This window comes from Streptococcus suis, assembly GCF_046032535.1.
GTDB classification, from domain to species: Bacteria; Bacillota; Bacilli; order Lactobacillales; family Streptococcaceae; genus Streptococcus; species Streptococcus suis_AK.
Genome location: NZ_JARQPL010000004.1, coordinates 1 through 23,814, shown reverse-complemented (window position 1 = coordinate 23,814; position 23,814 = coordinate 1). Strand labels below are relative to the sequence as shown.

Sequence of the window (23,814 nt, the reverse complement as noted above, 5' to 3'; positions counted from 1 at the left end):
GGAAGTTTGCTTAGTTATATTCGTCCATATTTTCACCTAAAGGTGTCCCTATCTTTGTTAACAGACTTTTTCAACTAAAATCATTTTCAGACTTTTTATATCTAGTTAAATCTGTAAAGTGAATTTTTCTCTTTAGATAGATTTTTAGTAAAAAGACACTCTAAAACAGAATATAATTCAAAAATATTATAAAAATTATAAAATAAACAAAAAAGTAATTGATTTTTCTGGAAAAGTATTCTATACTCGTCTTATATAGATACGTAAAATATAAGCAAGGTGTGCAAACAGCACCCTCAGAATTTGCTTTATATTTACTTGATGAAATCTTTAGAAAATGGAGAATGGGTTATGAGATTAAAACAGGTATGGAGAATATTGCCTAAGTTTAAAATATGTTTACTCTTACTTGCGTTGGTAGGAGCGAGTTTTGACGGGATTATTATGTCTCAGGTTATTTCGAGAGTTAGCCAATTTAGCTCGGAATCAACTGTAAAAGATGTTTTACTATTCGCCGGTTGCAGTATATTGTTCTATTTATTGATTCAATTATCAGATTTATTTGTTTCAATAATAAAAAACGATTTACTAAAAAATCTGCATAAAAAGTATAAGATGGAACTGTTAAACTATCTTGGAAATAAGGGAAATGCATTAGATGTTACAGAGTCTCTTGCGGTATTAACAGTAGATTTAAAATTAGTAGAAGATAAATATTTTTCCGTCCTTTTTGATTGCTTATACTACAGTCTTCTAGGGGCAGTTTCATTGATATATCTTATCTATCTAAGTCCTGCAATTTCTGTATTATTTATTATTTTCTCATTTCTTCCAATGTTGCCAGCAATACTATTTAGCAAATATCTAGGAACAGCAACAGAGCACTTTACAAAGTCGAATGAGAAATTTATTCGTAGCATAAAAGATATTTTTCAAGGTTTTTCGGTTCTATGGACATATAGTGCGAATCGTAAATTTTTAGGGATGGCTGAAACAGTTGTCAATGACTTAGAAAATAGTAATGAGGCATTAAATAATAAACACAGCATAGTTAATCTCGTTTCTTCCATGCTATCGTGGTTAAGTTATATTGTTCCAATAACTGTTGCACTAGTATTTGTAACCCAAGGGAAACTAGATGCTAGTATTGTTATCGCTTTATTTTTAGCCAGTGACCGTGTTATCTATCCATTTAGAAATGTTTCGAACTATTTACGAATGATACAATCAACGGAGCCAACTCGAAAAAAATTAGAGAAAATGTTACAGGATTCTCAGCAACAGGAAGTGTCTGAAAATCATATTGATGAATCAATATTGACGCCTGAGATTCATTTTTCAGGAGTAGCCATTGGACATGGAGCAGCAATTATCAAAAATTTTAATGCTACAGTCCCGTATGGTCGTAAAATACTTATTAGAGGAGCTTCAGGAAGTGGAAAAACGACCTTACTAGATAGCATACAGGGTGTACTGCAACCGTTGGAAGGGGAAATATCTGTATTAAATCATCAGAAAAAAATAAGTAATCCTAGCATTCAAATGGCAAGAATCCAACAATCACCCTACTATTTTGAGGCAAGCTTAAAAGAGAATCTCCTAATGGAGCTTGAGTTAGTCCGTGAGGAGGAGTTGTTAGCTTTGCTTTCAGAACTGGGGTTGGTAGAAGAGCTAGGTGAGGATTGTTTAGAGAAATATTATGGTGAAAATGGGGCGCAGTTATCAGGAGGACAAAAACAACGTATTGAGATTGCCAGAGCCCTTCTTCATAATAAGAAAATTTTATTGGTTGATGAGGGGACGTCGGCAATTGATAAAAAATCCTCAGCCCTCATTCGTAAAAAACTTGCCAATTTACCAATTACAATCTTTGAGGTTGCTCATCACTATTCAGAGTCGGATTTAGGCCTATACGATGAAATATGGGAAATTCAACCGAATAGTGGTACAATAGAGAAAATACTATGAATTGGAATGTGAATTGTGAAAGAAAAAATTGCTAGTCTTATTAAGCGGACGCGTTTGGAGAAAGGATTTAGTCAAAAAGAACTGTCTGAGGGTATTTGTGCTCAAGCAGTTATTAGTAAAATTGAAAAAGCTGAAGTTTCTCCATCAGTCGAATTATTTTTTAAGCTCGTCAAAAAATTAGACATTGATTCTAGTGTGATATTGGAATTGTTTCAACTAAAGAAGAGTACAGAAGAATCTATTCTTACGGATGAATTGAAATCCATTCTTTACCGAAGAGAGTATGATACATTGGAATACTTTTTACAATTTATTTCAAAAGATTCTGTATCTCCGATTCAAATGCCATATATACAATACCTTAATGGGGTATTGTTATTTGGGAAATACAAAAAGTCAAATGAGGCTTTAGAGATTTTGGAAGGGTTGCTGCCTACTTTGGTTGAAAATGCTAATCTATTTTTACGAGTTGGTATTGCTATTGCAGGAATATATTCGGAGTTAGAAGAGTATGTAGCATCAATGAACCAATATGAAAGTCTTATTCATCACTATCATGAGTCAAATGATTGGGAGTTGAAAGTATTATTTCAATACGGATATTCTAGAATTTTGTACCTGTGTAACAAGTTTGAAAAAGCCTTGGTTTATAATGCAGAATCACTAGAAATATTAAAGAGCCGAAATACTTTATTTATGTTAGGCAATACTTTGTTAATGAGAGCCAACATATTAGCAAAACGCTCCATTATTTCAGAAGCAATTGATATGGTCAAAAAATCAATAGTTGTTTATGACTTAGAAGGCGATGAGCTCTTAAAAAATTTAGCTCAGTCATTCTTTATAGATTTATTGGAACAGGAGTCGCAAGATGAAAAAGAAATTAATTAAATTTAGTGTATTATTGCTTACATATGTGATTTTATTTGGAGATAAGATTCCACCAGTAATACTAAGTTAAAATTTGGAATCAGTTTAGATAATGATAAAACACCTAAATTCCTCAGAATAATTCGGAATTAGGTGTTTTTGATTGGTATAAAAAGATGAGAAGTACTAACAGTTCCGAGTTTCTAGGTTGTATTCAACTTTTTAGATTCGATAATATAAAAATTGTATGAATTTTACAGTTCAGTGGACTATAAGAAATTTGAGCCTTGAAACTTTAAGTAAAGAGGAATATCCAGCCTCATTTTGCGGTCGGCTGTTTTCGTGTTAAGTTTTAAGTAAATAAGTATGAGAAATCGTTTTAGAAAAGTCTAAGAAAACTTTCAGTTTTGTTTAAGTTCAAAGATTTATACTATATCCAAGCTAGAAATAGCGAATTTCTTTTTCATATAATCTCCTAGAGGACAGTCGGCTGTGGTCGGCTGTTTTCGTGTCTTCTATTCTCGGGCAAAAATGGTATAATGGTAGTGATTGTATAAGGAGAAAAGTATGTCGGTAGTAGGAAAAGCAAATGGGAAAATCATTTTGATGGGTGAACATGCGGTGGTTTATGGCCAGCCTGCAATTGCCATGCCATTTTCTGCTGTGGAAATTACAGCCCAGGTGACTGCCCAAGGTCAGGCACTTAGTGTAGCCTGTGACTTCTATGAAGGACTGGTTCACAAGATGCCCAAAATCTGGGAAAGCCTCAAGCATGCCATTCGCTTTTCGCTCTATCGTATTGGTGCACCGACAGATCCAGCTATTCATATTGAGATTAGTTCCACCATTCCCGCCGAGCGCGGCATGGGCTCCAGTGCAGCCGTGGCAGTTGCAGTGGCACGCGCCCTCTTTGCCTACTATGAAAAAGAACTGACCGACAGCGAACTCTGGGACATCGTCCAGTCTTCGGAAAAAATTGCTCACGGCAATCCATCAGGCATTGATGCGGCGACCACCAGCGGCAAGTCCCCCGTCTTCTTTATCAAGCACCAGCCCATCGAACCCTTGGAGCTGAAACTCCGTGCCCACTTGGTAGTGGCAGATACAGGCGTGACGGGAAATACCCTAGAAGCCATTTCAGACGTGGCGGATTTGTTGGAGAAAAAGCCAGAGGCTATCAAGCTAGTAGAAGAACTGGGTAACTTGACCCGACAGGCCAAGGAAGATTTAGCCACAGACCAGGCAGAGCTTCTAGGCAGCAGAATGAACCAAGCTCATGCCCTCCTGCAAGAATTAGGCGTGTCTGATCCCAGCCTGGATAAGCTAGTCAGCCTTGCCCAAGAAAATGGAGCCCTCGGAGCCAAATTAACCGGTGGTGGCCGAGGCGGTTGCATGATTGCCCTAGCCAGAACAGCCCAGGATGCCCAAAAACTTGCACAGATCCTTGACCAAGCTGGCGCCCGCCAAACCTGGATACAGTACTTAGGAGAAACCAATGACTAAACAAACAGGCATTGCCCGTGCCCATACCAATATTGCCTTGATTAAATACTGGGGAAAACGCGATAAGGAATTATTCCTACCTATGAATTCCAGTTTATCCCTGACCCTTGACGCATTTTATACCGATACCAAGGTCGTTTTTGACCCAGAATTAACTGCGGATGAGTTCTATCTCAACGGAATCTTACAAAAAGAAAAAGAAATTTTAAAAATTTCTCGATTTTTGGATTTGTTTTGCGAATATATAGGTGAAAGGGCATTTGCCCGAGTGGAAAGTCTAAATTTTGTTCCGACTGCGGCTGGTTTGGCCAGCTCAGCATCAGCCTTCGCAGCACTTGCACTTGCAACCGCAACTGCCTTGGATTTAGATTTGTCGCCTGCCACCCTATCCACCCTTGCACGCAGGGGTTCTGGCTCAAGCACTCGTAGCCTATTCGGTGGATTTGTCGAGTGGGATATGGGAACGGGTTCGGAAGATTCTATGGCCCATCCCATTGACGATGCCGATTGGGATATTGCCATGGTCGTCTTAGCTGTCAATACTGGACCGAAGAAGATTGCCAGTCGAGAGGGAATGGACCACACGGTTGCTACCTCACCATTTTACACAGCCTGGGTAGAAACCGCCAAACAAGACTTGGTGGACATCAAGGCAGCCATTGGCAACCGTGATTTTGAAAAACTTGGTCAAATCACAGAGCACAATGGTATGAAAATGCACGCAACGACTTTGTCTGCCAATCCGCCATTTACCTACTGGTCAGCCGATAGCCTAGTGGCTCAAGAGGCAGTCCGTCAGGTTCGTGAGGCAAGTGGCTTATCAGCCTACATGACCATGGATGCAGGACCAAATGTCAAGGTCCTCTGCCGAGCAAGTCAAATGGATGAGCTAGTAGCTGCATTGGCCAAAGTCTTCCCAAGAGAGAAAATCATTACCAGCAAGCCTGGTCCTGCGGCCTACGTCCTCAGCGAAGACGAGTGGCAGGTCTCGCAAGTAGCGTTTGAAAAGGGCTTGTAGCATGAAAGTACAAGTAAAGATACCTGGAAAACTCTTTCTAGCAGGGGAATATGCAGTCGTCGAGGCAGGCTATCCCGCAGTGATTGCGGCCCTTGACCAATACCTGACTGTCACCATTGAACCAAGTGACCACGGTCTTCTTCATTCCAGCCAGCAAGCAGACCTCTATCTGACCTGGGAACGTCAGGAAGGTGTCGTTCATGTCCAAGGGAACCATCCTTATGCTCTGATTGAGACTGCCATGCAGGTAACAGAAGCCTATTTGATAGCCAAAGGTCAGTCCTGTCAAGCAACCTACAGCTTAGTGGTCCAATCTGATTTGGATGACCAGACTTCAGGTGCCAAGTATGGCTTGGGCTCGTCAGGGGCAGTGACGGTAGCGACGGTCAAGGCCCTGCTGACCTACTACGGTCACCGACCAGATGCCCTGCTGACCTACAAGCTGGCAGCCTTGGTTCAGGCCAAGCTAGGCATGACGGGTTCCTTCGGTGACTTGGCGGCTTCCAGTTTTGGTGGCTTGATCGCCTATCATTCCTTGGACCGTTCTTGGCTTTTAGGGAAAATGGCAGAGCTGTCTCTGCTTGATTTGGTGGAAAGTGATTGGCAGGGTTTGTCCATCAGCCCTATCCAGCTACCAGAAGGCTTAGAACTCTTGGTTGGCTGGACAGGGTCGGCGGCTTCGACAGACCGATTGGTTTCCCAGATGGAAAGCCAAAAAAGTCAGGCAGAAAAAGAGCACATTCATAGCCAGTTTCTAGCCGACTCCAAGACCTGTGTAGAGCAGATGATATTAGCTTGCCAGACAAATGACTCAGCGTCAGTAAGACAGGCCATTTCTCAGAACCGCAAGCTCTTACGAGACTTTGCGAGAGGAATGGGCTTGGTCATTGAAACGCCTCAACTGAGCCAACTCTGTGACCTGGCCCAGACTTATGGAGCGGTGGCCAAATCATCTGGTGCAGGTGGTGGTGACTGCGGCATTTGCTTGGTAGACAGTACGGAACAAAAAGTAGCGATTGAGAAGGCTTGGCAACAAGCCGGCATTCTTCCACTCCAACTAAAGATCACAAGTAGAGAATAAGGAGAACCCTATGTTTTATCTAGGAGAATTTGGTTTAGACCGCAAGGATCAACACGTTGGCTTGGCCAACCAGCAATACAGTGCCACACCGGCCAAGGACTTTACGGAGACCTTGTTTGTCCATCATTCCCTACCTCAGACCAAGGTAGATGAAGTGGATATTTCGACCAGTGTAGCTGGTTTGGACTTTGCCTTTCCTTTCTTTATCAATGCCATGACCGGTGGAAGCAAGAAGACGCGGGAAATCAATCGTCTGTTGGGAATTATGGGGCATTTTGGGAAGATTGCTCTGGCTTCAGGTTCGGTAAGTGCGGCGATCAAGGATCCGTCTGTTGCGGAAACCTTCTCTGTTATGCGTCGGGAAAATCCTTATGGCATTATTTTTGCCAATCTAGGTGCCCATCATAGTGTTGAGAACGCCAAACGGGCGGTGGATTTGTTGGAGGCCAATGCCATCCAAATCCATGTCAATGCACCCCAGGAGATTGTCATGCCTGAGGGAGACCGTGACTTTACCATGTGGTTGAAGAATATTGAAACCTTGGTGCGGGAGATGGAAGTACCTGTCATTGTCAAGGAAGTTGGTTTTGGTATGAGCCGTGAAACAGTGGCCCAACTGGCTTCTGTCGGTGTCAAGACCATTGATGTGTCTGGTACTGGGGGGACGGATTTCGCCAAGATTGAAAATGCCCGTCGTACCTTTAATGATTATGCCTATTTAGAGGGTTGGGGGCAGTCAACTGTGACATCCTTGGTGGAAGCCATGTCTGTCCCTGAAGAAGTTCGTCCAAGTCTGATTGCATCTGGTGGTATTAAGACGCCACTAGATATTGTCAAATCATTGGCCCTCGGTGCAGACCTTGTTGGTATGTCCAACCATTTCCTCCAGTATGTCAAGGATGGTAAGGGGCATCGTTTTGACGACGGCTTGCAGGCTATTAAGACTTATCAATGGCAGATGGCTGAAATCATGACCATGTTGGGGGCTAAAAACATTGCGGAACTCCGTCAGAAAGATTTGGTCTTGGCTCCAAATGTACAAAACTGGTGCGAAGCGCGTGGGATTGACTGGAAAGCCTATGCCAATCGGTCGCAATTGGTAAAATAAACAATCAAACTCGCGAAAGCGAGTTTTTTGATTTGATTGGGGAGAATCCCCAATCAAATAATCAATAATGTGAGTAAAAGAATGAATTACCAGATACTACAAGTAAACATACAAATTAGTACAAAAGAGCTTTTGTTTTGCTTATTTGGGCTATACTAGAAACATCAACTTGATGAAGTTGAGCTTACTTTAGATGAACAATCTTCAAAAGTAATAGATTATAAATTTTTGTATTCAAAAAATATCATAATGATTTCTTATAATTTAGATGAATCTCTTTTGAAAAGATTTAGTTCGATAATTATTTAGTGCATACTGAAACTAGCGGAGGTATTACTTATGGATAAGATACTAAGTGCATGTCATTTAAGTAAATCGTTTGGTTCACAAGAAGTGTTAACTAATATCAATTTTGACATCCAATCAGGAGATATAGTTGGCTTGATTGGAAAAAATGGATGTGGGAAGACTACTCTTATGAAGATGATATTGGGTCTCACATCACGAACTGAAGGTGATATTCAATTTGAAGGGGATTCGAATTATCATACTAAAAGAAAGGCATTGAATAAAATTGGTTTCCTCCTAGATTGTAGGTTGTTTGAAGATTTCTCTGCATATGATAATTTAAAATTGTTCTCTATGTACTCTTCAACATTCAGTGAAAAAGATTTAGATGACCGAATTGATGGGTTGTTAAAATTTGTTGGTTTAGATAATAGTAAAAAACCAGTAAAATCTTATTCATTTGGTATGAAACAGAGATTGGGTTTGGCTTTAGCATTGTTGGATGATCCTGAATTTTTGATTTTAGATGAACCATTTGTTGGTTTGGATCCCGCAGGAGTTAGGATTCTTCTAGATTATATTGTAAAGCTACGTCAAGAAAAGGGGGTTACAATACTAATCTCATCACATCAGTTACACGAAATTGAAGAAATTTGTGATTATTTCTTATTTATAAATGAAAAGCGTGTTGAAATGCATTCTAAACTGGGAGAAAATAAAATGATTATAACCTTGGATCATGTAGTGCCAGAGCTAGAGGAATGTTTGAAAGTTTTAGTCGATATAAAAGAAAATCAGATAATTCTACCGCAGGATGTGTCAACGCTAAATTCAATTTTAAAACTTATTTACAAGTATAACGGTGAAATCAAAGATATCACAATAAAAGATTCTATCGAGGAATTATTTAGGGGGTAAAATCATGAAATCTATTATTTTAGCAGAACTCTATAAATTACTGAAACGGAAAAATTTTATCGTATTAGCAGTGTTATCCTTATGGTCCTTAGTTTACGGATTGGGTGTTTTCTTACATTGGGATTTTGTGAAAATCGGTGCTAAATTAGATTTAGTTACCTTTATCACGACGATGTGGACGTTCTTACTAATCTTAACCATTCCCTTATTGTTAATTTTGTATACTTCTTCCTTTATTTTAGGAGGAGAAATCCAAGGTGGGCAAATTTTACTAGAAGTAAACCGAGTATCTAGTAGGAAAACATTGATTATTTCTAAATATATAGTTGTCATCTTATCAATCTTATTTTTGTATGTACTGAACTGCTTATCATCACTAGCCACTTATATTTGTTTTGTATCTAGAAGTGAATATGGCTATGAGAATTTTTTGGAATTACATGCTACGAATGTACAGTCAATAGTCATTAGTTTGGTAAATTTAGGTTTTATTATTTTGCTTGCTAGCGTTGCTTTTTATTTATCACTACATGTTTCAGCGATAGTAGCTGCATTTATAAGTTTAGGTGTCTATTTTTTATGTCAACTGTTGTCGTATGTTACTGTTATTTCTAAATTTATTCCTGGATATTTTTTTGTTGTACCTAATTATCAATTTACAATTAGTTTGTCTATTGCTCATTTGTTAAGTTATTTTTTGATGTGTATATTATTATTGATTGCTACCATGAAAGGATTTGAAAAGAAAGCATTGTGAGTGATATAATATTCCAAAAAGGAATTTATAGAAATAGATGTATAGAATAGCAATTTGTGATGATGATAGCTTACAGGTTAGTCATTTGGAGACTCAAATTTCGAAGTGTTTTGATGAGAGCCACATTCAATATGAGATTGATGGTTATTATAAAGGGGAGCGTCTAGTGAAAGCGATGAGGACTCAGAAGGATAGTTATCACTTGGTGTTTTTGGATATTGAAATGGAAGGAATTGATGGGATTGAGACTGCAAAACTATTGAGGGATATTGATCGGAATTTTATCTTAATCTATGTTACAAGTTATGAACAATATGCCTTAGAAAGTTTTGAAGTCTCTCCTTTTCGTTATCTAATAAAACCTGTATCTATTGAGAAACTGAGAGCTGTTCTTAAGGATGTTCTTGTAGAATTGACTGCTAAACAAAAATTCTTATTTTATCAAGTAGGTAAGGAACATTTTCAAGTGATTTTAGATAATATTGTCTGCTTATATTCTGAATTTGGTCGAAAAATCCACCTTGAATTGGCTGATGATAGTGGTGTGTCATTTTATGGGAAGATATCGGCAATTGAAGAAGGGTTGCCTCAAACACATTTCGTTAGAGTTAATAGTGGCACAATAATTAATTTAGATTATGTTGCATCTTTTAATAGAAATGAAGTAACAATGGTAAATGGTAATTGTATCGCTATCAGTAGGAGTCGAAAGAAAGTGGTAGTTACAGCCTATAATCAGTTTATTGAGAGGAGTTTTGGATTATGATTGGTTTATTTAAAACGACTGGTCTCCTCTCTCTTTTTTTATTTCAAAGCTTTATAATTTGGATCTATTTACAGCATTTTTTTGTTATCAGAATTCCTAAACTGAGATTCTATTGCTTTATTGTATTCATCTATTTTATTGGCAGGACGTCAATAATTGTTAATCAGAATACCTTTATTGATTTGAAAATTTTTTCCCTGTTCTTCACTTTTTTGATTCTCTTCTTCTTTTTATCTGGAGATATAGTAAAAAAAATATTTCATTTCTTATTTCTGATTTTTTGGTTATTGATTCAAGAAGATATTGTTGTTTTACTATTTAACCATGCACCACAAACTAAAACATTTGCTATCTTCTTTGTTCAATTTTTCCTGATGGTGCTGACTCTGCTATTTGTATTAGGATTGAGACGATTCAAAGTAGACAATTTAATAGGTCTGAACAAAATAGAATATGGTATTCTTTCAGTCACTCCTTTTATTTCGATTGCCTTACTATTATATAAAGTACCGCTATCTCTAGGTAAAGTTCTCTTATTTGACAGCTGTTTGTGGTTAATTAATATTGTTATAATTGTACTTTATAATTACTTGAGTGAAAAAAACTACAATATTATCAAAAACAAAATAGCTTCTGATGAAAATAACATGACGAGTGAGATTATAAAGCAAGAAAATGAGTTAGCCATCCTTAGACACGATTTGAAAAATATTATTTCTTCAATTGATTTTTATGCTGATAATAACGATTGTGAGACCATCCAAACAATAACTCAAGAGATATTGGGACAGGAAGTATTTAATCGTAAAATTACAGGATGTATCCCTATTGATGCAATATTAAATCAAAAAATATCTAAGATGAAAAAAGATGATATCCTATATAATTTAGATTTACAAGTTCCGTATAATTTAGATTTAAGTACTATTGCTATTGATTTGTGTGCTATTCTTGGGAATATTCTTGATAATGCTATAGAAGAAATTGGACGTAACGGCTTAAAGACCCCAATTGACATAGTATTACGCTTTAAGCATAACAAATTGGTTTTTAAAATAGCTAATTCTATCAAAGAAACTAATGTGGCTATTCATTATGATGGTATGAAATCTATCAAATCGCCAGATAGACAAGGTATAGGAATAAAAAGTATTTATGATAGGGTTACGAAATTGAAAGGACATCTAAATATTAGTGTTAAATCAAATCAATTTATTGTATTAGTTGTCATTCCAGTGCCATACTAGTAGATTGGACTCTCTCATCTTCGGATTGGGGAGTTTTTATCTTTGGCGTAAATTGGTAAACACGAGTCGCCAACTGTCATTCAGATTTTTCTGTCAGAGGTCTATAATCATTCTTGTAAAACAAATTAAGAAATAGAGGAACGCAATATGGTACTCACAGATCAAGAAGCATTTAACCACTTAGACCCACAAGCTTGGACACAAGTTTCAATCGCAGAACGCTTGGAAATCTTGGCAGCTATTCAAGAAAACATGCGTACTTACGGCGAAGAACTTGGTCAGGCTGAAAATACCAGCTTCAAACAGGAACAGCAAGCTGTTCAAAAGGCTATGACCTTCTCCTATCTCAAGATGAAATTACCAGCAGAGGAGATTTCCAGTCAGATTGGCTACAGCGAGGTCAATGCCTTCAGCTGTGCCTTCAAGAAATGGACTGACATGACCGTGACCGATTACAAGAAAAAGCAGGGCTTATAAACACGTACGTTAGAGGTAGAAACTAGACGATTTCTACCTTTTTCTGCATATTTATGTTAAAATAAATGAAAATTTAGAAGAGGTGTTCAGATGAAAGCTATTGTTACAGTTGTCGGTAAGGACAAGTCAGGAATCGTTGCAGGTGTTGCGACTAAGATTGCGGAATTGGGACTCAATATTGATGACATTTCTCAGACAGTTTTGGATGAGTATTTTACCATGATGGCGGTGGTGTCATCAGATGAGAAGCAAGATTTCACGCAACTTCGTTCAGAATTGGATGCCTTTGGTCAATCCTTGAACGTGAAAATCAACATTCAAAGTGCGGCGATTTTTGATGCTATGCACAACTTGTAAGGAGAGCGGTCATGGATATTAGACAGGTTAGAGAAACTATTGAGATGATTGAGGAGCAGCACTTCGATATTCGGACCATTACCATGGGGATTTCCCTTTTGGACTGTATCGACTCGGACATTGATAAGGCTGCGGAGAAAGTGTACAACAAAATTGTAACCAAGGCTAAGAACTTGGTAGCGGTCGGTGATGAGATTGCGGCGGAGCTGGGGATTCCCATTGTCAACAAACGGGTGTCGGTAACTCCAATTGCTTTGATTGGTGCGGCGACGGATTCCACGGATTATCTTCCCTTGGCTCATGCCTTGGACAAGGCGGCTCATGAGATCGGTATCGATTTTATCGGAGGTTTTTCAGCTCTGGTTCAAAAGGGTTACCAAAAAGGTGATGAAATCCTCATCAACTCCATACCGCAGGCATTGGCCCAAACGACCAAAGTCTGCTCTTCGGTCAACATCGGCTCGACCAAGACGGGCATCAATATGACTGCCGTGCGGGATATGGGGCGGATCATCAAGGAGACGGCGGAAGCTTCTGATATGGGGGCGGCCAAGCTGGTGGTCTTTGCCAATGCGGTCGAGGACAATCCTTTCATGGCGGGTGCCTTCCATGGTGTCGGCGAGGCAGATGTGGTCATCAACGTCGGTGTGTCTGGGCCTGGTGTGGTCAAGCGTGCCCTTGAAAAAGTGCGTGGCGAGAGCTTTGATGTGGTGGCAGAAACCGTCAAAAAGACGGCCTTCAAGATTACCCGTATCGGTCAGTTGGTCGGCAATATGGCCAGCGAACGCCTGGGTGTTAAGTTCGGTATCGTGGACCTGTCCCTTGCTCCAACGCCAGCTGTTGGAGACTCAGTGGCTCGGGTCTTGGAGGAAATGGGCTTGGAAACCGTAGGTACGCACGGAACGACTGCTGCCCTGGCTTTGCTCAATGACGCAGTCAAAAAGGGTGGTGTCATGGCCTGCAATCAAGTCGGCGGTTTATCAGGTGCCTTTATCCCTGTGTCTGAGGACGAGGGCATGATTGCTGCGGTGCAAAATGGCTCACTTAACCTTGAAAAATTGGAGGCCATGACGGCTATCTGTTCAGTTGGTTTGGATATGATTGCCATTCCAGAAACAACGCCTGCTGAAACTATCGCGGCTATGATTGCGGATGAGGCAGCCATTGGGGTTATCAATCAGAAAACCACTGCGGTCCGTATCATTCCGCTTGGAAAAGAAGGGGACATGATTGAATTCGGTGGTCTGTTGGGAACAGCCCCTGTCATGAAGGTCAACCAAGCTTCGTCTGCTGACTTTATTAATCGTGGCGGACAAATTCCAGCCCCAATTCATAGCTTTAAGAACTAAATTGATTGTTTAGGTCGATTTGAGATGGGAAGCGAAATGACAAGAAGTCGTCGTCAGAAATCTTTGAAGGCTTTTAAAAAAGAACGGCTTAAGAGTGTTATTCTGGGAGGGCTCGTTTTCCTGATAGAATTAAAGCTGAACTATTGTTATAAAATGCCAACGATTAAAAAAGGAAATCGGAGAAAGAAACCTAGTGCGATCTTATCTTTGTCCAGCTTGTCATGCCTGGCATGTTACAAGTCATAAATAAAGAAGACCGATTATTAGTACTCGTTTTATAAAGTGAAATGCAAGAAAAATAGGCTCTCTAAGACAGTGGTGGGTAAAACCATTACTAAGCTTAGGGAGCCTATTTGAATAGAGGCAAATGTCTCAGGTAACTTACAAGATGATGTAGTTAGACTCACATTAGGAGGGGGCATATTGTCAGGTAAGCGATTCTTGATATTTGAGTCTAGAAATTGAATTTAGTTTATTCCTCGAAAGTCAGATAAAAGGGAGAACTATCAATTTAAAATATATCATTCACCTACTTTTTGATTTTGCATATAATTTGCAATTAGGAAAAACAAAAGTGTATATCCTACAATGACTGTAATCGATTGAGTCAAATTAGTTGAGTGGCCATCAATATTTTTTCCTAAATTTGAAATATAATACTGAGGAAAAATATAATGTATCTTATCTTGTATAGAACCTTTTTTTACAGAGAATAATGCACCCGAAAGAAGCATAGTCAGAACAGATACCATTGTTCCTATTAATAGCGCCCCTTGATTTTTTTTAGTCCAGGTGGATAAAACCATTCCAAAGTTTGCTGAAAATACCTCAATTAGGAGGATATATAGTACTAAGTTCCACGATATATCAAGATCAAACAATGGGAATAAAATTAAGCTGCTTAATAAATTCGTAATAGATAAAATTAAAAAATTAAACATTACCTGCTGTAGAACATAAGAAAAGTTTGATACTCCGCTTAGATAGATTCGTTTATCTAGACCATTTCTATCATCAAAATAGAATCTATACAGTATTAATGATAGTATCATAGAACTCATAGCCATAACAGTAATAATAATTTTATAATGATTATTACCGCTAGAAGTAGAAGCAGTTAATGATTTTCCTTTATTTAAATACTGACTTAATTTCTTGCCTAAAGTTGAATTTCTTACTGTAGTTACTTTATATTTTCCATCCTCTTTACTAATATATGCGTCGTACTTACCAGTTATTAAATTAACATAGTAATCCTTGTCCCTTTCTACTTCCTCGACAGAAATGTTGGTATTGCTCATTTCTAATAGTTCAATTGCAGTTTTTGTTACACCGATTTTTACCTTTTGGCTTTCCATTGTTACAACAAACGATGTTGCTGCAATAGTTACAAAAACTAGCAAAAAAGATATAAGAATATATGATTTTTCTTTCAAAAAACGTTGCAAGTTATTTCTTAAGATAATAAATTTCATTTTACTCTCCAAAATTTTCAGGCCGATATTTAAAGTGAATGATAATTAAAAATAGTACTGAACATAGTAACAAAATTGATAACGTATTAAAATATGAACTATAATTTTTATCGTAAATGATACTAAAAAATGTTGACATCACTTTTGAAATTGGAGATAAGGTAGACAAATTAGCAACTTTTTTCCCAAATATATACATCGGAAAGAATAAACCAGATAGAATTGCTAAAACATTAATAGCTAAATTTAAAATTTTTGTTGCAATATCTTCGCTTTTTAGTAACACACAGAAAGCACCTCCAAATGTGATAGAAAAGGTTACCAAAGCTAAGTCAAGTAATAAACTATAGGCGATATTAGTTTTACCATAGTTTACTAACCCTGTGCTATTAAAAACAAGCATATAAATTGCTAGGATAAAATACGAAATAGAAATAGAAACGATTAATTTGGATAAATAAATCTTGTAACGTGGAATCGGCGAATATACAATCCTGTAATTTGCATACTTCACGTTACTTCCAAATAATAATTCGGGTAATATAATTACAGTTGCCATTGATAAATAAATCATCATCGTAACACCATAATAATCATATGATGTTAAAATATCGTCACTAAAAATCGAACCGAATACAAACCCTGTTACTAATATCAGGACAACCGGATAAATTAGTAGATACATCATGATTGGTTTATTCTTTAAAAGATTTATCGTATCTTGTTTCATTATTGTTAACATTACAGACCCCACTATTAATCTCTTAATTTTTTCCCAGTTAGTAGCAAGAAAACATCTTCTAAATTTTTCTTGACCATTGTAATACTAGTAATATTTAGATTGAACTTGATTAAAACCTCCAGTACAGCATTAATCGGCATGGCCTCCTCACCTATACTAAAGATTATCTCAAACTCACCGTTTTGATTCACCTCTTCAACATTTGTTAATTCACGAATTTCATCTAACACTGCTGGAGAGAACTGCTGATCTACTCTAACTTGATAATTAGAATTACTATAATGTTCTAAAATATCATCAAGTGAATCATTCAAAAGTACTACCCCTCCATCCATGATAATGACACGGTCACAAATTTGTTGTACTTCTTCCATATAATGAGTTGTGTAAATGATAGTAGCTCCCTCATCCCTTAAATTCTTAATTGAATCTAGAATATGATTCCTAGATTGTGGATCAATACCCACAGTTGGTTCATCAAAAATAATCAATTTAGGGCTGTGTGCTATTGCACATGCAATATTCAGACGTCTTTTCATACCACCAGAAAAAGTTGACGGTTTATCATCTTTTCTGTCTTCAAGTCCTACTTTTTTTAATGCATTTTCAACTTTTTCATTGATTTCACTTTTTTTAACTCCATATAAAGAAGCAAAGAATTTGACATTCTGTGAGGCTGAGATATCTTCATAAATCGCTAATTCTTGGGGAACAATTCCGAGTTGTTTCTTTACATCCTTGATGGACAAATTTTCATTATTAAAATATATTATTTCGCCTTCATCAGATTGTAATAAGGTAGATAAAATATTTATTGTCGTGCTTTTTCCCGCACCATTTGGTCCTAGGAAACCAAGAATCTCACCTTTTGTAACATTAAAATTTAAATTATCTAATGCTTTTCTTCCGTTTTTATACGTTTTTGATAGTTTTTTGACTTCTAAAAGATTTTCCATTATTTCTTCCCTCATTCTTTAATAATTCCTTTTTAATATTAAACATACCTTGTTTTCTTATCAATTCAGTTTGAATTTCTAAACCATCCATTTTAAAATTATCAGAACTAATTCTTACTCATTGAAACTAATACTAAAAATAATATTTACTAATTTTTCTATATACCTCTCTTTTTCATCCTCACTACCAAATTTTGAAAAGCTAGGGTAGGAATTCTGAATTAAATTCATAATCATTTTTGCTTCTAGAAAAGGTGGATTTTCTTGTAGTTCTGGATTAATAACTGTAAGTATCTCTACAACAATGGAAACCATTTTTTGATTAAAATACATCATTAATTCTTGAAACTCTTCATCTTTTCTTGAAAGTAACAGAATATCACTATTTAAAAAACGATTTTCCCAATTATTATCTATTCCATTAATTAGAAATTCTTTGAATTTAATTTCTGAACGAATATTTTTTCCTGTAACTTCTTTTCGTAAGACTTCCATTTGCTTTAAAGAATAGTTGAAAAATGTCTTGATTAATTCTTTAAAGACATCTTCCTTACTACTAAAATAATTATAAAAAACTCCCACAGAAACTCCTGCAGCCTTTGTAATCTCTTTTGTTGTAATAGAAGTTATGCTTCTATCCTTTAAGAGAGCGTCTGTAGCCTTTATTAATTTTTGTTTATTATCATCTTTTGCCATAGTTGTTACCTCAACATAATTTTTTATTTCCACACATGAATTATAATTCATTTAATTCTTTTTTGCAAGAATTATATGAACTTTTTTTCATATTTAGAGTCGATACTCTGAATATATGAACAAAAATTCACCTAAAAAACATCTTTATATATTATAATAAGCTCATAATTCAATAGAATAAAATAAATGGGACTCCAATTTTTCTCCAAACCGATTGCGACAAGCAGTCGTTTTTTTGCTATACTAATTGTAAGAAAAGACAAGGAGAACACTATGGCAGACGTAAGATTATATATTTCTCGACATGGGAAAACCATGTTTAATACCATCGGGCGCGTGCAGGGCTGGTGTGATACACCGCTGACCAAGGCTGGTGAGGAAGGAATTCGTGAACTGGGCTTGGGGCTCAAGGATGCAGGTATTGATTTTAAACTAGCCGTATCCAGTGACCTGGGGCGGACCGTTCAGACCATGACCATCGCCCAGCGTGAGTTGGGAATTTTAGGCAAAATCCCATATTACCAAGATAAGCGTATCCGTGAATGGTGCTTTGGTAGTTTTGAGGGCATGTATGATGCCGAGCTTTTCCAAGGTGTCCTGCCTCGTTTGAAAGGGACAGTTGATGCGACAGGCATGTCCTTTGCGGAAATCGCAGCAGGTATTCAAGAAGCAGATACAGCTGACTGGGCGGAATCATGGGAAGTTTTGAGCAATCGTATCCTGACAGGTTTTGAGGCCATTGCCCAAGACTTGGAAAAGCAAGGCGGCGGCAATGCCCTTGTGGTCAGTCATGGTATGACCATTGCCACCCTGGCCCATCTATTGGAGCCAGAGCGTGGAGCCAATGTCTTCCTCGATAACGGTTCAATTACCGTCCTCAAATACGAAAATGGCAAGCTCTTAATTGAAGCTGTTGGCGACCTATCCTACCGCAAACGCGGAGCAGAATTGATTGCCCAAGGGAAATAAATGCGAAATGAAAACATGTATGTCATACGTTTTTTCTGATGTGTGACATACATGTTTTTTATATATGAAATCTAAGCTACATCATTTTAACTCTTTCCTACTAAAGATAAAGTAACTCAGATAAAGGTAGATGAGGGTAGCCATAAAGCTAACACCCATGGATAGCCTTGAAATATGTTCCCCTTGTTGGAGGGAAAGGAATAGAAAATAATCTGTTGGTAATTTCATATGGAGTAGGTTACTAGTAATGAGGTTGGAGATATTGTCAAAAAGAAGGCTCATTAAACCAAAGGCAAGATAGGCTTGATTGACCTTATTGGACTTGACAAATATCAGGATGGATAACAGAGAGATACAGATAAATAAAGGTGTTTGCACAATGAAACTTTGTATTATCACTGCAACATCAATACGATCACCTAGAAGTAAGCCAACACTGCTACTCAATAAATAGGCTAGAAGGATATAAGCGAGATCTAGTACAAGGGTTGCTAAGACTTTATAGAAAAATACCCCTTTTCTTGTTTGTTGCTTGATAATAATATTATTGATGGTACGGTAAGTAAAATCTTCTCCAAAGAATAGGTTGGCTGGAACGATAAAAAATAGTGTGATAAATTGAGAAAGCAATTGAATCAGAGAGCTAGTGAAGTCTTCGTTGCCATGCAACAAAAAAGCGGATAAAAAGGACAGTAAAGTCAATATTCCCAATGAAATCGTTAATCTCTGTTCTTTTTGAATCTTAAATAAATCAGCTTTAAAGTAATGTATCATGCTCTTCTCCTTCTTGAATCAATGTCAGGTAATAGTCTTCAAATGACATTTGTTGTTTAAAAATTTCGTTGACCTCAATCTCATGGTTTATCAAGAGATGAATGAGGTTCATAACATTCGTATCTGATGACAGACTGATATAATCCTTATCTATTTTGTAAGCGATGCCCTGTTCTTCAAGGATAGTCAAGGTCATAGGATGGTTGTTCGTTTGTAGATAGAGTTGTTCTTCTAGGCTTTGTTCAAGCTCTTGCTTTGAGAATTCTTTGACGATAAGGCCCTTATGCATAATAATGTATCGATCAACCACCATCTCAAGCTCTGATAGGATATGACTGGAGATAAGGATGGTCATCCCATATTGATTGCGAAGATTTAAAATAATACTTCTCATTTCTTTGATTCCAACAGGGTCAAGACCATTAATCGGTTCGTCTAGAATTAAAAAGTCAGGGTCATCTAAGATAGCTAAGGCAATGGCTAAACGTTGACGCATTCCCAATGAAAAATCTTTGGATTTTTTCTTAGGATCCACCTCCTCTAAACCGACAATTGCTAATGTCTCTAAGATTTTTTCATCCGCTTGCTTGAGATTTAATTGCAGAGCCATGTAACGAAGATTATCGATCGCAGATAAATTAGGTTGTAGAGCAGGGGATTCAATTAAAGCTCCAATACGACAATCTTTTGAACTAGTAATGGTACCTGAAGTTTGGGAAATGAGGCCCGATAACATTCTGAGAAGCGTTGTTTTCCCAGCACCATTTTCACCGACTAAGCCACAGATTTCTCCTTTATTAATAGTCAAGGAAACCTGCTGAACGGCCTTTTGTTTCCCATATTGCTTTGATAATTCTTGGGTAGATAAGAGAGATGACATAACTACCTGCCTTTCTATAAAAAAATGATAAATCTATGATATACTAGATTCAAAAGTTAGCGAATTTTGTTACATAAATGTAACGCGTGGAGAATATAATGGGAACTTACGGAAAAATTTTTAAACTCATTCGTGAATCAAAAAATATGTCTCTAAAAGAAGTGGCAGGGGATTTCGTGACACCTGCTCAGTTATCACGCTTTGAAAATGGAAAGAGTAATCTTTCTGTAGATACATTTTTTAATTGCTTGAGACGGATGAATGTGGTAGAGGGCGAATTTTCTACCCTCTACCAGTCCTACTTTCAGATAGATAATTTGTTTTCATCAGAGGAATTTGTCCGTGCAGTTTATAGTCACAATGCTCAGTATATGGATGATAGAATTTTGTACCATCAAGCAGAGTATGATAGAGATGGTCGTCAGTTTGACAGGGTAATGGTCGCAGCCTTTCATATATTCAAGCAACAATGGTGCGATCCTGATTATGATGTTTCTGAGGATGAAAAAGCTATTCTATCGGACTATTTAATGTCCATAGATGATTGGGGGAAATTTGAACTCTGGATTTTCGGAAATTGTAGCAGAGGTCTTCCTAGCAAGATGTTGGAAGTTCTGGGAATGGAAGTTCTCAATCGAACAAAGTTTTATATGGACATCACAGAAAACAGAGACAATGTCTATAAGGTACTCATCAATATTTCGAGTAGTTTGTTAGATAGGGGAGAGGAGATTGCTGCGATTCGTTTTCTCAAAATTCTTGACTCTGTCAATATCATGGAAAAGAATATGCGGGATCGCTTGCTGCTTAAGCTCCTAAAAGCACGCTTGTCCTACATGAATGGAAATGATGGTGGCCTAGAAATAATGAAGGAATGCCTGCATATCGCCAAATTTTTAGATTGCTATGATTTAATCCACCAGATCAATAAGGAAATTGAGAAAGTTACAGATATGTAATGAATTTAAAGCGGCTCGTCATTTCCTGTAAGATAATACTTGTAAGTTTTACAACTTTACAAAACAATGTTTAGAAACTGTATTCACAAGAAAAGTGCTTTTAGAGAAGAGATGTTTTTTTGCTAACCAAGGCAGTTTTTTGAGGGAATACTAACTGTATTTTGAAAAAAACGAGCGGTGAGTAGCTGAAAAACTAGCCTTAGCTAGAAGTGCTGAACTATGAATACAGGTTCTTAATTATCTTGGAGGAAATAATGATGAAGAAATTACTTGTTTTAGGTGCTCTTGCAATGCTAGGTTTTGTAACTTTTGAGCTTCTAACAACTAATAGCAGTTCAGCAAGTGCTGAAACGGAGGGCAAGGTAGTTCTGTTTGGAAAAGTTGATTTTTCAGACGATGAAGAACAGGACACGGATGAGGAAAGGGAAGAAGTAGCGACGGAGAACGATGATGCTAGCTGGCTTGAAAACTTTATCACGACACATAAAACACCATTTTCTAAAACAATCAAGAAATGAAATCAGGGATATTCTCTGATTTTTTTCTTGACAAGTATATCGAGCTGCGATATAACAAATACATCGAATTTCGATGTATCGTAGTGCGAAAGGAGTTTTATGAACGATAAGTTAAAACGCGTCTATGTTCCCATGACAGAGACTGCCTTCTATATTCTCTTTCATTTACAGGAAGAACGGCATGGCTATGATATTACCCAGAAGACCAAGGAAGTTACGGCAGGGCAAGTTGTGATTAGCCCTGGAACCATGTACGGAACTCTGTCGAAAATGGAGAAAGACGGCTTGATTGCCTTTGTCAGAGAAGAAGACAAGCGGAAGTTTTATCGGATAACAGAAACAGGTCGAGAAATCCTAGACATAGAATTGGCTCGGATTGAACGGCTCTATCGAAATAGTAAGGGGGAAAGTTATGGAGACTAGGACAGAAATTCATTTCTTCTTCTTGCCTGATTTTGAAACGGAAGAAGTCTATCTGGCAGAGCATCACCGTCAGGGATGGAAATTTCAAAAAAATAAATTTGGTTTTTTCTATATCTTTGAGAAATGTCAGCCTGAAGAAGTTATCTATCAACTGGATTTTAAGCCCAATGGTCAGGATAAGGAGGAATATCTCCAGATGTTTGCAGATTATGGCTGGGAATATGTCGGTGACTGCAATCATTTTTCATACTTTAGAAAGAATGAGAGTTTGGGAGAAGTTGAGCTTTATAGTGACTGTCAAAGTAAGTTCGAGATGATTGACAGAATTATTACCAGACAGTTTCTACTGGCCACTTCCTTGTTTGTTTTCTTTATCTTGTTATTTTATATCTTGAAGTTACCAGCTGTTATGATTGGTATGGCTATGGTGGATATACCAGTTTTACTTTATTGTTCTATCGGCTTGATGCGCTTGCGTCAGAAGTATAAGTCTAGTGGTAAAAAGTCAATAGAAAGTTGATTAATTTTTAGATGATTTTCTAGACAAAAGGGTGCACTAAAAACACCTAGCGAAAAACGCTTTTTTCGCCAGCTTATCCAAGGACTTGTGCCGATAATCACTTATCTTCCATAAGCCTCCTTGGTGGCGTATAGAGTTGGCGGTTGCGTAGTAGCGCATCCACCAGACGCACAAATTTTCTAGCGGTTAAGACGATGGCTCGTTTGTGTTGATGTTTAGGAACTTCTTGATACTTCTTCATGTAAAAGGTTTGATACTCACTATCATGTCGCCTCACCGAGTTGGCGGCTTCAACCAAGTAATAGCGAAGATAGCGATTGCCTCGTTTTACAAGTTCCGTATTTTGAGAGTTAGTGTTCCCAGATTGATACTGTTTCCAATTCAATCCTGCATATTTAGCGACTTGAGGATGATCTTTAAATCGCTCAATCTGTCCAATTTCAGCGATAATTCCTGCAGCGTAAACTTTACCAACACCAGGCACAGAAGTTAAACACTGGTATTCGGGAATGACTTCTACCATGTCTTCAATAGCTTTATCAATATCCTTAATCATTTGTTCCAGATTTCTGATTTCTCGAGCTAATAGCCCAAGAATGACATTGACAGAATCCTGTTGGAGTTTAGAGAGACGATAAGAACCACGAATGGCCGCTTGAATAGCTTTCGCTAGCTTTTCAGGAGCTTTGAATCGTCCTCTTCCTAGTTTCTGGAGAAATTCTGCCAGATCTTCGAGAGCAATAGTGGCTAATTCGTCTAGGGAGTAGTCTTCTGTCATAAGAGAGATGATTGTGCTAGACCAGAGATTGGTTGAGAGGTTCTCATTCTTGATTTCAGTTGATAAGGTATTGCACTTGTAGTAGATATTCTCAATAAAGTGCTGCTTGGTCTTGGTCAACTGCTCAATGAGTTGAAGCCTGGTTCTGGTCAAGTGCTGGAGCGCCATGTATTTCTCTTCCTTGAGAAAAGCAGGTGAGAATCGCTCGATACGGAAATAATCGGCAATATAGAAGGCATCAAGGGTATCATTCTTGTTTTCTTCAAAGGCTTCCCGGTATTTCTTAATCTTATTGGGCTGTTCGACCATGACCTCAACCTTTAGAGCTTTCAAGTCGCTGTCTTCATGAAAGAACATGGCAGGGTGAAAGCTGTAGAGACTGGTGGCTTCCATACCAATGACGATGCGTTCAAATGA

25 protein-coding genes are annotated in these 23,814 nt (G+C 37.6%); 18 read left to right on the top strand and 7 right to left on the bottom strand.

Annotated elements, in window-relative coordinates; all coding sequences use genetic code 11:
- The first annotated feature begins 321 nt into the window (after positions 1-321).
- From P7J58_RS02250 to P7J58_RS02190, 13 genes are all read left to right on the top strand, one after another.
- A complete protein-coding gene (locus P7J58_RS02250; protein WP_408555569.1) occupies positions 322-1,968 on the top strand; it encodes an ATP-binding cassette domain-containing protein in 1,647 nt (548 codons plus the stop codon).
- Between the two features lie 15 nt (positions 1,969-1,983).
- On the top strand, positions 1,984-2,859 hold the full coding sequence (locus P7J58_RS02245) for a helix-turn-helix transcriptional regulator (RefSeq protein WP_408555570.1): 876 nt from the start codon (positions 1,984-1,986) through the stop codon (positions 2,857-2,859).
- 546 nt (positions 2,860-3,405) lie between these two features.
- A complete protein-coding gene (mvk, locus tag P7J58_RS02240; protein WP_408555571.1) occupies positions 3,406-4,341 on the top strand; it encodes a mevalonate kinase in 936 nt (311 codons plus the stop codon).
- On the top strand, positions 4,334-5,359 hold the full coding sequence (gene mvaD / locus P7J58_RS02235) for a diphosphomevalonate decarboxylase (protein ID WP_408555572.1): 1,026 nt from the start codon (positions 4,334-4,336) through the stop codon (positions 5,357-5,359). The genes mvk and mvaD overlap by 8 nt, the downstream gene beginning before the upstream one ends.
- 1 nt (position 5,360) lies before the next feature.
- A complete protein-coding gene (locus P7J58_RS02230; RefSeq protein WP_408555573.1) occupies positions 5,361-6,440 on the top strand; it encodes a phosphomevalonate kinase in 1,080 nt (359 codons plus the stop codon).
- Between the two features lie 10 nt (positions 6,441-6,450).
- Entirely contained in the window at positions 6,451-7,548 is a 1,098-nt protein-coding gene (fni, locus tag P7J58_RS02225; RefSeq protein WP_408555574.1) for a type 2 isopentenyl-diphosphate Delta-isomerase, read from the top strand.
- A gap of 339 nt (positions 7,549-7,887) precedes the next feature.
- Positions 7,888-8,754 (top strand): ABC transporter ATP-binding protein, encoded by an 867-nt coding sequence (locus tag P7J58_RS02220; protein WP_408555575.1) that lies wholly within the window; start codon positions 7,888-7,890, stop codon positions 8,752-8,754.
- Positions 8,755-8,758: 4 nt separating this feature from the next.
- Positions 8,759-9,511: a hypothetical protein gene (locus tag P7J58_RS02215; RefSeq protein WP_408555576.1), complete on the top strand. Its 753-nt coding sequence runs from the start codon at positions 8,759-8,761 to the stop codon at positions 9,509-9,511.
- Between the two features lie 37 nt (positions 9,512-9,548).
- Positions 9,549-10,277: a LytR/AlgR family response regulator transcription factor gene (locus P7J58_RS02210; protein WP_408555577.1), complete on the top strand. Its 729-nt coding sequence runs from the start codon at positions 9,549-9,551 to the stop codon at positions 10,275-10,277.
- The gene (locus tag P7J58_RS02205; protein WP_408555578.1) at positions 10,274-11,524 is read left to right on the top strand and encodes a GHKL domain-containing protein; all 1,251 of its coding nucleotides are present in this window, start codon (positions 10,274-10,276) and stop codon (positions 11,522-11,524) included. Before P7J58_RS02210 ends, P7J58_RS02205 begins: the two co-directional genes overlap by 4 nt.
- A gap of 147 nt (positions 11,525-11,671) precedes the next feature.
- Positions 11,672-12,001, top strand: a complete 330-nt coding sequence (locus P7J58_RS02200; protein WP_408555579.1) for a helix-turn-helix domain-containing protein — start codon at positions 11,672-11,674, stop codon at positions 11,999-12,001.
- A gap of 90 nt (positions 12,002-12,091) precedes the next feature.
- Positions 12,092-12,358: an ACT domain-containing protein gene (locus P7J58_RS02195; protein WP_024384707.1), complete on the top strand. Its 267-nt coding sequence runs from the start codon at positions 12,092-12,094 to the stop codon at positions 12,356-12,358.
- Between the two features lie 11 nt (positions 12,359-12,369).
- On the top strand, positions 12,370-13,707 hold the full coding sequence (locus P7J58_RS02190; RefSeq protein WP_408555580.1) for a PFL family protein: 1,338 nt from the start codon (positions 12,370-12,372) through the stop codon (positions 13,705-13,707).
- Positions 13,708-14,228: 521 nt separating this feature from the next.
- Here the strand turns inward: P7J58_RS02190 and P7J58_RS02185 are convergent.
- The 4 genes from P7J58_RS02185 to P7J58_RS02170 all read right to left on the bottom strand — a co-directional run bounded on the left by P7J58_RS02185 (position 14,229) and on the right by P7J58_RS02170 (position 17,576).
- Entirely contained in the window at positions 14,229-15,182 is a 954-nt protein-coding gene (locus P7J58_RS02185; RefSeq protein ID WP_408555581.1) for an ABC transporter permease, read from the bottom strand.
- Position 15,183: 1 nt separating this feature from the next.
- Positions 15,184-15,924 carry an ABC transporter permease gene (locus P7J58_RS02180; RefSeq protein ID WP_029187025.1) on the bottom strand — a complete coding sequence of 247 codons (741 nt, stop codon included), beginning with the start codon at positions 15,922-15,924 and terminating at the stop codon, positions 15,184-15,186.
- Between the two features lie 14 nt (positions 15,925-15,938).
- A complete protein-coding gene (locus P7J58_RS02175) occupies positions 15,939-16,880 on the bottom strand; it encodes an ABC transporter ATP-binding protein (RefSeq protein WP_029187026.1) in 942 nt (313 codons plus the stop codon).
- A 114-nt stretch (positions 16,881-16,994) separates the two neighbouring features.
- A complete protein-coding gene (locus P7J58_RS02170) occupies positions 16,995-17,576 on the bottom strand; it encodes a TetR/AcrR family transcriptional regulator (protein ID WP_029187027.1) in 582 nt (193 codons plus the stop codon).
- Between the two features lie 273 nt (positions 17,577-17,849).
- Here P7J58_RS02170 and P7J58_RS02165 point away from each other — a divergent pair, with 273 nt between their 5' ends.
- Positions 17,850-18,545 (top strand): histidine phosphatase family protein, encoded by a 696-nt coding sequence (locus P7J58_RS02165; protein ID WP_398582078.1) that lies wholly within the window; start codon positions 17,850-17,852, stop codon positions 18,543-18,545.
- 81 nt (positions 18,546-18,626) lie between these two features.
- On the opposite strand, the gene P7J58_RS02160 is transcribed toward P7J58_RS02165, so the two are convergent.
- A complete protein-coding gene (locus P7J58_RS02160; RefSeq protein WP_408555582.1) occupies positions 18,627-19,319 on the bottom strand; it encodes an ABC transporter permease in 693 nt (230 codons plus the stop codon).
- Positions 19,303-20,199 (bottom strand): ATP-binding cassette domain-containing protein, encoded by an 897-nt coding sequence (locus tag P7J58_RS02155; protein WP_408555583.1) that lies wholly within the window; start codon positions 20,197-20,199, stop codon positions 19,303-19,305. Before P7J58_RS02155 ends, P7J58_RS02160 begins: the two co-directional genes overlap by 17 nt.
- A gap of 98 nt (positions 20,200-20,297) precedes the next feature.
- Here P7J58_RS02155 and P7J58_RS02150 point away from each other — a divergent pair, with 98 nt between their 5' ends.
- From P7J58_RS02150 to P7J58_RS02135, 4 genes are all read left to right on the top strand, one after another.
- Positions 20,298-21,158, top strand: coding sequence for an Rgg/GadR/MutR family transcriptional regulator (locus P7J58_RS02150; RefSeq protein WP_222375580.1), 861 nt, complete (start codon positions 20,298-20,300; stop codon positions 21,156-21,158).
- Positions 21,159-21,412: 254 nt separating this feature from the next.
- Positions 21,413-21,676: a hypothetical protein gene (locus P7J58_RS02145; protein ID WP_408555584.1), complete on the top strand. Its 264-nt coding sequence runs from the start codon at positions 21,413-21,415 to the stop codon at positions 21,674-21,676.
- Between the two features lie 99 nt (positions 21,677-21,775).
- Entirely contained in the window at positions 21,776-22,099 is a 324-nt protein-coding gene (locus P7J58_RS02140) for a PadR family transcriptional regulator (protein WP_024380109.1), read from the top strand.
- A complete protein-coding gene (locus P7J58_RS02135) occupies positions 22,089-22,619 on the top strand; it encodes a DUF2812 domain-containing protein (protein ID WP_408555585.1) in 531 nt (176 codons plus the stop codon). The genes P7J58_RS02140 and P7J58_RS02135 overlap by 11 nt, the downstream gene beginning before the upstream one ends.
- Positions 22,620-22,716: 97 nt before the next feature.
- Here the strand turns inward: P7J58_RS02135 and P7J58_RS02130 are convergent.
- Positions 22,717-23,814, bottom strand: a 1,098-nt coding sequence (locus tag P7J58_RS02130; RefSeq protein WP_408555586.1) for an IS110 family transposase, incomplete at its 5' end; no start/stop codon positions are given.